Origin of the sequence: Butyricicoccus sp. Marseille-Q5471 (assembly GCF_951230135.1) — a bacterium.
Classification (GTDB): Bacteria; Bacillota; Clostridia; order Oscillospirales; family Butyricicoccaceae; genus Agathobaculum.
Genome location: NZ_CATNVC010000003.1, coordinates 215,288 through 227,574 on the forward strand (window position 1 = coordinate 215,288; position 12,287 = coordinate 227,574).

General features: G+C 56.2%; 11 protein-coding genes and 1 riboswitch. Of the genes, 6 read left to right on the top strand and 5 right to left on the bottom strand.

The window, feature by feature from the left end:
- Position 1 precedes the first annotated feature (1 nt).
- Positions 2-1,759 (bottom strand): FtsW/RodA/SpoVE family cell cycle protein, encoded by a 1,758-nt coding sequence (locus QOX26_RS05580; RefSeq protein WP_283673947.1) that lies wholly within the window; start codon positions 1,757-1,759, stop codon positions 2-4.
- Positions 1,760-2,017: 258 nt separating this feature from the next.
- Positions 2,018-2,114: riboswitch (glycine riboswitch) on the top strand.
- A 125-nt stretch (positions 2,115-2,239) separates the two neighbouring features.
- On the opposite strand from QOX26_RS05580, the gene QOX26_RS05585 reads away from it, so the two are divergent.
- Positions 2,240-3,586, top strand: a complete 1,347-nt coding sequence (locus QOX26_RS05585; RefSeq protein ID WP_283673949.1) for an alanine/glycine:cation symporter family protein — start codon at positions 2,240-2,242, stop codon at positions 3,584-3,586.
- Between the two features lie 114 nt (positions 3,587-3,700).
- Here the strand turns inward: QOX26_RS05585 and QOX26_RS05590 are convergent, their stop codons facing one another.
- The 4 genes from QOX26_RS05590 to spoVAC form a co-directional block, all read right to left on the bottom strand.
- Positions 3,701-4,213: a hypothetical protein gene (locus QOX26_RS05590; protein WP_283673950.1), complete on the bottom strand. Its 513-nt coding sequence runs from the start codon at positions 4,211-4,213 to the stop codon at positions 3,701-3,703.
- Positions 4,214-4,471: 258 nt separating this feature from the next.
- Complete coding sequence (gene spoVAE / locus QOX26_RS05595; protein ID WP_283674123.1) at positions 4,472-4,828, bottom strand: stage V sporulation protein AE; 357 nt, start codon at positions 4,826-4,828, stop codon at positions 4,472-4,474.
- A 5-nt stretch (positions 4,829-4,833) separates the two neighbouring features.
- Positions 4,834-5,853 (bottom strand): stage V sporulation protein AD, encoded by a 1,020-nt coding sequence (gene spoVAD, locus QOX26_RS05600; RefSeq protein WP_283673951.1) that lies wholly within the window; start codon positions 5,851-5,853, stop codon positions 4,834-4,836.
- Between the two features lie 112 nt (positions 5,854-5,965).
- Entirely contained in the window at positions 5,966-6,409 is a 444-nt protein-coding gene (spoVAC, locus tag QOX26_RS05605; protein WP_283673952.1) for a stage V sporulation protein AC, read from the bottom strand.
- 154 nt (positions 6,410-6,563) lie between these two features.
- Between spoVAC and QOX26_RS05610 the strand changes: the two genes are divergently transcribed.
- From QOX26_RS05610 to QOX26_RS05630, 5 genes are all read left to right on the top strand, one after another.
- Entirely contained in the window at positions 6,564-7,154 is a 591-nt protein-coding gene (locus tag QOX26_RS05610; RefSeq protein ID WP_283673953.1) for an ECF transporter S component, read from the top strand.
- A gap of 332 nt (positions 7,155-7,486) precedes the next feature.
- Entirely contained in the window at positions 7,487-8,914 is a 1,428-nt protein-coding gene (locus tag QOX26_RS05615; RefSeq protein ID WP_283673955.1) for an ABC transporter substrate-binding protein, read from the top strand.
- Between the two features lie 95 nt (positions 8,915-9,009).
- On the top strand, positions 9,010-9,942 hold the full coding sequence (locus tag QOX26_RS05620) for an ABC transporter permease subunit (protein ID WP_283673956.1): 933 nt from the start codon (positions 9,010-9,012) through the stop codon (positions 9,940-9,942).
- A 10-nt stretch (positions 9,943-9,952) separates the two neighbouring features.
- Positions 9,953-10,828 (top strand): carbohydrate ABC transporter permease, encoded by an 876-nt coding sequence (locus QOX26_RS05625; RefSeq protein WP_283673958.1) that lies wholly within the window; start codon positions 9,953-9,955, stop codon positions 10,826-10,828.
- Between the two features lie 187 nt (positions 10,829-11,015).
- Positions 11,016-12,272 carry a CehA/McbA family metallohydrolase gene (locus QOX26_RS05630; RefSeq protein ID WP_283673960.1) on the top strand — a complete coding sequence of 419 codons (1,257 nt, stop codon included), beginning with the start codon at positions 11,016-11,018 and terminating at the stop codon, positions 12,270-12,272.
- Positions 12,273-12,287 lie beyond the last annotated feature (15 nt).

The following is a 12,287-nucleotide window of genomic DNA, read 5'->3' on the forward strand; positions in this document are numbered from 1 at the left end:
CTTACTCCTCCCCTCTCAGCTCGCGCCGCGGGGTCAGCTTGACCGCGAAGGACGCATTTTGTCTGGTGTCGGTCGCCTTCAAAAAGGCGAGCATGCCCCACGCCGACAGCATCGACGAGCCGCCGTTCGACACGAACGGGAAGGTCACGCCGGTCAGCGGCAGGATATCGACCGCGCCGAACACGTTCAGGCAGGTCTGGAACACGAGCAGACTGGTCGCGGCACAGGCTGCGATGGTGTAAAAGCTCGACCGTCCGGCGCGGCAAGCACGCACGGCGAACACGGCGAGCGTAATGATGCACAAAACGCTCAAAACCGCGATAATCAGCCCCCATTCCTCGCACAGCATACCGAAAACAAGGTCGGTATCGGCGGCAAATATGCCAGAAAGCCAGCCCTTGCCCGCGCCGACGCCAATCATTCCGCCCGAGGCCGAGGCTGACATCGTGCGCACCTGCTGAAAGCCCTTGTCGGACGCATCCTCCCACGCGTGCCCCCAGACCGCAAAGCGGCTGGCGACGTGGGGCTTGAGCCGCAGCAGCATCAGGCCGCCGATGCCGCAGCCCGAGCAAATCAGGGCGAGTGTCGCAAAGTCGCCCGAGCGCAGATAGGCGATGACGAGGAAGGTGACGAAGAAAATGAGCGCCGTGCCGAAGTCATTCTGCAGGGCGAGCAGGCCGCCGCACGCGGCGGTCAACACAATGAACATCCACAGGTTGCGCTTGTTGAACAAACGTTCAAGCGTTGCCGCACCCGCAAAAATGTAGCAGATTTTTGCGATTTCGGAGGGTTGGAACGAAAAACCGCCGAACTTAATCCAGTTTTTCGCGCCGTATTCACCCGTGCCGATGACGAGCGTGATGGCAAGCAGGAATATCGCGCCCGCCGCCATGACCCAGCGCACCTTTTGGGCACGCGGCAGGTCACGCAGGAAAAAGCCGAGCACGAGAAAGACGAGCAGTCCCATTAAAATGGAGATAAACTGCTTAAACAGCGACTCCGGCGCGGACGAACCCGTAATCGCAAGCGACAGCGTACATAAAAAGAAGGCGATGGTCTCCATTTCAAAGCCGATGCGCCGGAACATCCGCAGCGCGAGGAAATACGCCCAGCACACGATGGTGAAGGCGAAAAACGTCAGCGGGATGGTAATGGTGGCCTTGTCGCCTGCGGCGACAATGAGCTGCAGCGCGGTCAGCACCTGAAACAGCGTCAGCAGCACAAGCGCGCCCCACATGCCGGCCGGACGGCCTTCCATGCGGCGCTCATACATCTGCTCGCGCTTCTCTTCGGCTAAAATCGGCGTCATCACCGCGGGAATACCGCCGAAGGTGAGCGTGTCGCCGTCGTTGACGAGGGCATACTCGTCCACATCCAGACCGTTTACCTGTACGCCCCCGGTGGAATTGAGGTCATACACTGTCCACGAGCCGTCATCGTCACGGATGAGGGCGGCGTGCTGGCGGGACACCGACTGATAGCCGAGCTGCAAATCGCAGGCCGGAGCGCGGCCGATGATATTCTCCCAGTGGGTGATAGGCAGACGCGCACCGTTGTTCATCGTCAGGTAGCCCCAAACCTCGTCCGGGTGCTTGACCTTCCAGAGCGAGCGAATCGCGCCGACCAGAATCATCAGGGCGAGCAGCGGGAACACAAACCGCACAACCGTCGTGTACCACGCGCCGACCAAGGGATTTTCCGAAAGCAGTGCGGTCAGGCTGTCGAGCATGCTCTGCAGTCCGTCATTAATTGCTTGCATAAATGTCCTCCCTTCGAGGAAAAAACCGAATTTTATATCATATTATTATATCACATCTGTCAAGACATTTTATCCCATTTTGTTAGCAATGTAAAGCAATATCAGGTGAAAATTTGACTTTTTCTGCGCTTTCTGGTATAGTGGTCAGGCTACATAATTTAAAAGCGACAAACGAAGTCTGTAGGAAAAGTGGGAATTCCCACTGCCGAAGGAGCAAAACTCTCAGGCGTCCGGCCGAGCCGGATGAAGACTATGGATGGATGTGGCTCTGGAGAAGTCTCTTTAGTGAGATGCCGAAGGTGCAAGGCGGGCGAAAATCCGCTAATCTCTCAGGCAAAAGGACAGAGTATGAGACCGGTGGAACCCCGTTTTTTCGGGTTATCCGCCGAATTTTCAGAGCCAAATTCCGCGGGGGACACGTGCGGGGTTTGGCATTTTTTTGTTTGGCGCAAAAAAAGATGAAAAAGGGGTATGTAAGAAGTGGCAATTATCGAAAGTATCGTTGACGTGGTCAACAAGGTGTTGTGGGACTACCTGCTGCTGTTCCTGCTGTGCGGCACGGGCATCTATTTCACCATTCGTCTCAAGTTTATTCAGGTGCGCAAGTTCGGCGAGGGCATGCGCCGTCTGTTCGGCAACTTTTCGCTGCGCGGCGACAAGGCCGGACACGAGGGCATGTCGTCCTTCCAGGCGCTGACCACTGCAATCGCGGCGCAGGTCGGCACGGGCAACATCGCCGGTGCGGCAACCGCCATCGCCTCCGGCGGCCCGGGCGCGATTTTCTGGATGTGGGTTTCCGCGTTTTTCGGCATGTCCACCATTTACGGTGAAGCCGTGCTGGCGCAGAAGTTCAAGACAGTCGGCCCGGACGGTCACGTCACCGGCGGCCCGAGCTACTACATCCGCGCGGCATTCAAGGGCAAGTTCGGCAAGTTCCTTGCGGGCTTTTTCTCGGTCGCCATCATCCTTGCGCTTGGTTTTATGGGCAACATGGTGCAGTCCAACTCCATCGGCGGCGCGTTTGAAAACGCGTTCGGCATCAAGGCTGTCTATGTCGGCATCGCCTGCGCGGTCGTCGCGGCGTTCATTTTCCTCGGCGGCGTGGGGCGTATTGCCTCCTTCACCGAGAAGGTCGTGCCGCTGATGGCGGCGCTTTACATCGTCGGCTGTGTGGCGATTCTGTTCATCAACCACGAAACCGTGGGCTTTGCATTCAAGCAGATTTTCGTGATGGCGTTCAATCCGCAGGCCATCACCGGCGGCGTAATCGGCATTTCCGTGCAGAAGGCGATGCGCTACGGCGTGGCGCGCGGCCTGTTCTCGAACGAGGCCGGTATGGGCTCGACCCCGCACGCGCACGCACTTGCTAAGGTGGAAAAGCCCGGCGATCAGGGCGTTGTTGCAATGATTGGCGTGTTTATCGACACCTTCATCATCCTGACGCTGACCGCGCTGGTTATCATCTCCTCCGGCCTGTGGGCGGATGGTCACACCGGCTCTGTTCTCGCGCAGGAGGCCTTTAACGCGGCGTTCGGCTCGTTCGGCAACGTGTTTATCGCGATTTGCATGCTGTTCTTCGCATTTTCGACGATTATCGGCTGGTATTTCTTCGGCGAGACCAATGTCAAGGCGTTGTTCGGCCAGAAGGCGGTCAAGATTTACGCGGCAATTGTCGTCCTGTTCATCATCCTCGGCTCGACACTCAAGGTCGATCTGGTTTGGAACATGTCCGACATGTTTAACGGCTTGATGGTCATCCCCAACCTCATCGGTCTGCTCGCGCTCTCCGGTCTGGTGGTCAAGATCAGCAAGGACGAGGACAAGTAAACAAGAGCGAAACGGCGCATCCGTCAGCGTCCATAATTTTAAGGCATCACTGCTCATTGGAGCGGTGATGCCTTAATTTCGTAGTATGCTCAGAATCTCACTATAGATTAGAGTTTAGCAATTTCTCTCTATGCCCAAAACATCATAGTATTCATCGCTGAATTTGATATGACTATCATCAAAATCTTTTTGTATTGCCTTAACATATTCAAAAGGATTTTCTATAGGGGACAACTCCAGCTCTTTACTAAGCAATAGCAATACTGCTTTTTGTTTCCCCGTCTGAATGGCTCGTTCATCTTGCATATGTTGCTCGAATTGCTCTTTATCCATCCAAACAATTTGCTCAACTGGATTTGTCGAACCACAAGCCAAAATGAGCCGCATAAAGTCAGAAAAGTTCTTAGCCAATGGATATACGTTTTTATCTGCACAACTTTCAGGGTTTGATGCAAATATCATTTCACCATATTCGGCAATGGCACAATACAGAATGCATCCTTCAAATCCTATCACTTTTGCATTGACCGGATAACAAAAGTAGGGCGACGACAAATCACCATTTTCCAGGGATATTAAACTGCCATCAATACACAGACTCTTGTATTTTTCAAAAAGAGTATTCAAAGTATGACCTCCTCGCAAAATATAAACAATCTACTGCCCCTCATTATACCAGTACTCAATGACCATCGCAACCACTGCACCGCTGTGACAAAATACGTCATGGTATGACAATCCGGAAAGTGTCCCAATCCCCCGAAAAGCGAAAAACGGCAGCCATGAAAGTGCATCATGGCTGCCGTCTTTTGAAACATCCTTATTAGACTGAGGCATTTGGCTGTGCCCTTTTTTATGCACAGGCTTGTGGATAAAAGGGTGGAATCAGCTTTTGCTCTTGGGCTTTGAGAGCAGTGCGAACAGACAGCCGAACACAATCGCCGCCGCGATGCCGCCCGCCGCGCCCGTTACGCCGCCGGTGAACGCGCCGAGCAGTCCCTGCTCCGCAACCGCCTTGGCAACACCCTTGGCCAGCGAGTAGCCGAAGCCGAGCAGCGGCACGGTCGCGCCCGCGCCCGCATAGTCCACCACCGGCTGATACAAACCGAAACCCTGCAAAATAACGCCCAGCACGACGAGCGTGACCAGAATGCGCGCGGGCGTCAGCTTGGTCTTGTCAATCACGATCTGGCAGATTGCGCAGATCAGGCCGCCGACCCAGAATGCGTTGAAATAGTCCATCCAGTTCATGATTTCCCTCCTCTTTCAAGCACAACCGCGTGGCACACGCCCGCGATGGCCTGTCCCTGCTGAATCGAGGTCGGACTCATCAGTGCGCCCGTGCCTGCAAAAATCAGGCGGCGGATTTTGCCCTCGTGCATGTCGCGCAGCAGCGGGCCGCACAGCACGCAGGCCGAACAGCCGCAGCCCGAGCCGCCTGCATGCGCATCCTGCTCTTCCTTATATAATAGGCTGCCGCAGTCGGAATAAACCGGGGTGAGGTCAAGGTTCTCCTGCTCCCGCAGCAGCGTCAGCACCAAATCCGCGCCGACGTGACCGAGGTCGCCGGTGACGATGCAGTCAAAGTCGGTCGGCTTGGCGTTCATGTCACGCAAAAGGCGCGACAGGGTGTCACACGCGGCAGGCGCCATCGCGGCACCCATATTGCTCGCGTCCTTGACGCCCATCTCGACCTGCTGGCCGAAAATCGCGTGTGTGACGCGGATATCGCTTCCCATCTGCCCCAGAACAGCCGCGCCTGCCGCTGTCGCCGTCCACTGGGCGGTCGGCGAACGCTGTCCGCCGTAGGCGAGCGGAAAACGGTACTGCCGTTCGGCCGAGCAGAAATGTGACGATGCCGCCGCGAGCAGACGCCGTGCCGCGCCGCCGTCAATCAGGCACGAGCCGAGCGCCAGGCCTTCCGCCATCGTCGAGCACGCGCCGTACAGACCGAGATACGCCGTGCCCGAATCGACCGAGGCCAAGGCCGAGCCGATGCACTGGTTGAGCAGATCGCCTGCGAGAATCATATCCAAATCGCTCGCCTGCATGCCGCCCTTTTCAAGCGCGAGGTCAATCGCCTTCTTTTGCAGATGGCTTTCTGCCAGCTCCCACGATTTTTGATCGAACCGGTCATCCTGCGCAACCAGATCAAACCGCTTGCCCAGCGGGCCTGCACCCTCCTTCTGGCCGACCGCGGCCGCATGTGCGAGCACTGCGGGCGGATTTTCAAACCGAAGCGTGCGCTCGCCAATCCGTTTTGCCATTAAGCGCCGCCCCCTGTCTTACAAGTCGTCTGGCCGAACATCATGCCAAATTCCCCTCTCTGAAACGTTGTGTGTACGGGAGAGAAGTTTCGTTTTCCCTCTCTTGCGCCGATTATGCGCCCTGCATAATGACTAAAATCAGTCCATAAATCACGCTCGCCGAAATGCCGTAAACCAGCACCGGCCCCGCGATGGCAAAGAGCTTTGCGCCCAGACCGAGCACCAAACCTTCGCTTTTGAACTCCATTGCGGGCGACACAATGGCATTTGCAAAGCCGGTAATCGGCACAATTGTACCTGCGCCGGCATGCTTTGCGATTTTTTCATACAGGTGCAGGCAGGTCAGCAGTGCGCCGATGAAGACCATCGTGATGGAGGTCGCCGCCGCGCTGTCCGCAACGGATAGGCCGCGCGCTTTGTAAAAGCTGCTCACGCCCTGACCGACCATACAAATCAACCCGCCGATTAAAAATGCCTTCAGGCAGTCCTTCCACAAGGGCGAATTCGGGCTTTTCTGCTGCAGCATCTGCTGATATTGTTCCTTATCTAAATTCATGCAATTCTCCCCTTTCGGTGTTGCCCTAGTATGCGCAGGCTTTTTATACTTATCCATCTGGCCTTATAAAATATTCGTAAATTGGATATTTAAAGAATGCCAATTATCGCGTATCATAAAGTCACAAATATAACAATCAGAGGGGGTAACTACAATGAAATCCACAAATAATCGCATTTCTCTGTATGATATTGTGATGGTTGGCCTCATGGCAGCGGTTGTGTTCGTTGTGACCATGTTCCTGTCCATCCGCATTCCGACACCGACCGGCACGACGATGATTAAGCTGGCCAACGCCTTCGTTCTTCTGTGCGGACTGCTGCTCGGCCCGGTGCGCGGCGGTCTGGCGGCGGGCATCGGTTCGATGTTTTTCGACCTGATGACGCCGGAATACGTGCCCGAAGCGTGGCTGACCTTTGTGCGCTTTTTCCTGATGGCGTGGCTGTGCGGCGTAATCGCGCACTGGGCGGGCGCACGGGCGAAGAAATTCAGCCGCAACCTGACCGCCTGCGTCGTCGCGGCCGTCTTTTCTGCAGTATTTTATATGTTCAAGGGCATTATCACACTGATGATCGGCGGCAGTGGCTTTGTTCCGGCGTTTATCGGCAATGTGCCCAAGCTCGTCACCTCGGTGCCGAACACGATTATCGCGGTGGTCGTCGCGATGGCGTTGCTGCCCGCGCTGCAAAAAGCGCTGTCCCACACCTCTTTCGGGCGTAAACCTACGCAAACCGCCGAAAAATGACACGAACCCCCGTCTTTTGACGGGGGTTTTAGTTTGTGCCTGCGCTGTTCCGATTATCCGCAGCGGCTCGGCTGGTTCTTGTCACATTAAACATACTTTTTAAGATAGTCAAAGTATATTTCTGATATCCGCTCAAAATACCGAAACTTTTTATAGGCTTTATCGGCAATTATTCGCGTTATTATGCCTATATTGCCGATTTTTTATTTTTGTAAACCTCAAAACTATGCAAAATACCAAATATGCCTTTACAAAGTATATTTCTGATGATATGATTAGCACAACAAATAGCCAACCCGAATCGGCATATTGAGAAGGAGAGAAAAGTTGTTATGAAAAAGACCAAGGTATTATCCGGCATGCTGGCCGGATGTATGTTAATGAGCGCACTGACCGGCTGCGGCGGCGGCAGCAGCGCAGACAGCGGCTCCACCCCCTCGGCAAGCGGCGGAGATGCCGCGGCTACACCCACCGGCACGGTTCGCATCATGTCCAACGTCACCGGCGGCAAGGACGATGCCGAAATGAAGCTGTTCTCGGAGGCACTGAGCAAGGCGACCGGCCTGACCATCGAAATTGAAAAGCCCGCTTCGGACTACAACAAGGTGCTGATGCAAAAGCTGCAGGGCGGCGAGGAATACGACCTGATTTATTGCGGCGCGAACGAGTACGTACAGCTGATTGATCAGGGCGCACTGCTTGATATTACCGACCGTGTCAAGAATTCCGAAATCCTGTCGAACAACATCGACCCGCAGGAATGGGCCGATATCACGGTGGACGGCAAGGTCTACGCAGGCTTCAACAAGAAGGAAGTGCACCGCGTGGTGCAGCTCAACCGCCAGATGCTCGAAGCGGCAGGCATTGACTACACCAAGATCGAGCCGACGCTCGACGGCTATTATAAGGTGTTCAAGGCGCTCAAGGAAAACAACACCACCAAGGACTTCTACCCCTTCAACTGCGTGCTGAGCGAAAGCTATGATCTGCAGCCGTGGTTCGCATCGGCCGGTCTATCCAACGGTGTGCGCGAGGTCAACGGCAAGAAGACCTGCGCTTATGCCACCGAAGAGGCCATTCCGGTTTGGGAATGGTTCAAGAAGCTGTATGACGAAGGTCTGCTCGACCCCTCCTCGTTTGTAGACCAGACCAAGGACATGCGTGCCAAGATGGAAGCCTCCTCGCTCAAGACCGCGGTATGCGTTGACTGGGCGGCATGGCTCGGCCTGCATAACTCCAACGCACTTGCGGGCGGCATATCGCAGGATCAGTACGAAATCGTCAGCCTGCCCGGCACCCAGACGCCGGACGGCAGCTACAAGCTGGTCAAGGGCTCGGCGAGCCTGTTCGCCGTACCGGCCAACGCAAAGAACGTGGACGGCGCAATCAAGGTGCTTGAGTATTTTGCAACGCAGGAGGGCGGCGAGCTGCTGTCCATCGGCATGGAAGGCAACGACTACACCAAGGAAGGCTCCGCCTACACCCAGACCGAGACCGGCAAGGCGCACGGCAACGACCACGGTGCTCCCGTTCCGATTTTCAAGGACTTTGTCAATCCCCTCGGCTACAACCCGGGCGTAGAGGAAGCCCTGGCACTGGGTCAGTACGCTTCGGTAGACCCCTCGCTCGCGGACGAGGATACCTATAAGAAGACCGTTGGCAAGTGGGGTATCAAGATGGTCAAGGGCGAGGTCAGCGCGGCTGACGGCGTCAAGGGTCTGTCCGACGAGCTGGCAACCCTCGGCTTTACCGACAAGTAAAATTCCCGTCTCTTTCATCTTTCTAAGAGGGGCGCCGAAGGCTGTCAGCCAGCTCCGGCGCCCCTCACTTTATCCAAATCAGGGAGGTCATTCGATTGAATCAACCGAAAACCGCGGTGCGCCGCCGTCCCGGCAAGCTGGTGCGCGCCTTACATAAACACCGTTTTATCTACTTAATGCTGTTGCCAATCGCCGTGTATTTCATCCTTTTTTCCTATTACCCGCTCGGGCTCGGCATTGTATCGAGCTTTCAGGATGTCAAGCTGCTCGGCAATGCGACCTTTTCCGGTCTGTCGAACTACCGCTATGTCTTTTCCAACCCGCAGTATTCGCAGGCCTTTGTCAATACGCTGATTGTCGGCATCGGCACGTTCGTGCTGCAGTTTGTATGGGGTCTTTTAATCGCCCTGCTGCTTAATGAGGTCAAAAACAAGGTCGCAAAGTCGGCCATTCAGTCGGTCACCTACATTCCGTATCTGCTTTCGTGGTCGGTTGTCGGCGGACTTTGGATTCTGCTCTTCTCCCCCTCCGGCATGGTCAACGGCTTTCTGGAGCTGGTCAAGGGCGCGGAATTTTCGCCCATCGTCTTTATGAGCGAGGCCTCCTTTGCCCGTGCGATTATGATTTTCACCGGCGCATGGAAGGGCGCAGGCTATTACGCCGTGCTGTTCCTTGCCGCCATCGTCGGCATCGACCCCTCGATCTATGAATCGGCTTCGATTGACGGCGCGTCCCGCCTGCGGCAGATTTTCCAAATCACCGTGCCCAATATCGTGCCGACGATGAAGGTCGTCGCCATGCTCGGCATTATGGGCGTGATGCGCAACTTTGACCAGATTTTCATCATGGGCAACGCGTCCATCTACGACAAGGTGCGCAACCTGCTTTACCTGATTTACACGGACGGCATCACGCAGTTCAAGATTGGCCCTGCAACGGCGGGCGCAACGCTTGTTCTGGTTGCAACGCTGATCATTTCTGCCGTTGCCCGCAAGCTGATGCGCTACGACGACACCTACGAAGATTGAGGAGGATTCCATGAAACGAACTAATCGCGGCATCCGCAACGAGCTGACCGCACCGCAGAAAACCATTGCGTGGCTGGTGCTCGGCCTGATCTTCCTGACTATGGCCATCCCGATGTGGAACGTCATCGTCATGTCCACCTCGACCGCGCTCGACGCGGCCGCATCCGGCATGAAGCTATGGTGGTCGAGATTTAGTCTGGAAGGCTACAAGTACGTATTTGAGGTCACCAAGCTCGCCCGCCCGTTCCTGAACTCGCTGTTTGTCTCGACCGTGGGCACAGTCATTCAGGTCGTGCTTTCCGCCTTTGCAGGCTATGTGCTCATTCAGAAGGAGCTGCCCGGCCGCAAGATAATCACCTCCTTTATCATGCTCACCATGATGATTCCCGGCGATTTGACGCTGATTTCGGTCTACCAGATGAATAAGCAGTTGCATTTGCTCAACAGCTACACCGGTCTGATTCTCAACGGCCTGATTTCCGGCTTCTCGATTCTGCTGATGCGCAACTACTTTACCTCCGTGCCCTATTCGCTGGCCGAATCGGCGCGGATTGACGGCGCAAGCGAGTTTCGCATTTTCGGCAACATCTATCTGCCGATTTCCAAACCCGGTCTTGCAACGGTGTTCTTTATTGAATTTGTCGGCAAGTGGAACAGCATCATGCTGCCCGCCACGTTGGTCACCGAGCAGAAATACTACACGCTGCCGCTCATGCTCAAGGCGATGATTCTGCAAACCGACGTTTCACAGTCGGGCGCGGCGATGACACCGGACAACGCCATTATGGCGGCAATCGTCATTTCGACCGTGCCGTTGCTGCTCATCTATGTGTTCGCGCAGCGCTTCCTGCTTTCGGGCATGACACTGGGCGCGAGCAAGGAGTAACACTACTTCTAGGGGACTTCATAAGTCCCCTGGATACGAAAGCAAGTTCCTTTGAACCTTGCTTTCGATATCCGAATGACGCCGCCCTAGGCGGCTGGGTCGTGGTGTAAAAACCGAGGCGAAGCCCCGGTTTTTACGGTATTTTATCGTCGCTGCGCTCCGGTGAGGGGCGCGAAAGGACTGCGTTATGGAACAAGAAATCAGCTTTACTTTGCACATTCCGCACGAAAAGGAGCGCACTTACTTTGAAATCCCCTTTTCTGTGCCGGAAAACGTGTGCCGCATTGATATTTCCTATGCTTATCCCCGCCGTCGCGACCATGCGGCAGACGGCTTCACGCTGTGCACCGAGGACAACATCGTCGATCTCGCCGTGCGCGACGGACGCGGGGAATTTGTCGGCTCATCCGGCTCGGATCGGAACGCCATCCATCTCTCGGCGTGGGACAGCGCGCAGGGCTATGCCCGCGTTGACACCCTGCCCGGCGAGTGGGCCATCATCTGCGGCGCGTACAAGATTGAAGCGGGCGGGCTCGATGTGGAATACACCGTTCGCTTCACCGAAAAGCGCCGCCGCCTGCTCCGGGGTGACACCCACATGCACACCCTCGGCTCGGACGGCTGCATGTCGGTCTACGACACGGCAAAAACCGCGCGGCAGCTCGGCATGGACTACATTTTTATCACCGATCACAACAACTATGCCCACAATCTGAACCTGCCCGCGCTAACGGATATCACCATCCTGCCCGGCACGGAGTGGACGCACTATCAGGGGCACGCCGGCCTTTTGGGCGTACCGCGGCCGTTCGGCTCGGCGTTCTGCGTCAATTCGCAGCAAGAGGCCGAGCAAAAGCTCGAGGAAGCGCACCAAAACGGCGCTTTGATCGTGTTAAACCATCCCTTCTGCCCCAACTGCGGCTGGCATTTCGGGTTTGATGTACCGTTCGACCTCATCGAAATCTGGAACGGCGGCACGGTCGGCGGCGCGAACAAGGCCTGCCTTGCATGGTGGCACGAGCAGCTATGCGCGGGCAGACACCTGCCCATCCTAGGCGGCAGCGACTTCCACCGCCCCGAACCGCTCGGCATGATCGGCCTGCCCTGCACCTGCCTGTATGCGCTCTCCCCCGCCCCGGCGGACATTCTTTCCGCCATCCGCGCGGGCAGCAGCTTTGTCACCGCCACCGCCAAGGGCCCGGTGCTCGATGCGCCGCTCGGCGAAACGCTGCCGCAGGGCGCACCGGTCGCCTTTTCCTTTGACAATCTTCGCGCGGGCGATGTCCTGCGCATACTGACCGACCGCGGCGCGGAGCAACTGATTTTCCCGCCTGCGGCACACGCCTTCTCGGCGGAACGGACGTTTCCGGACGCACGCTTCGTGCGCTTCGAGGTTGTGCGCGGCGACCTGCCCGTGCTGATCTCAAACCCGATTTACTTTTAACAGGGAATGGATTAT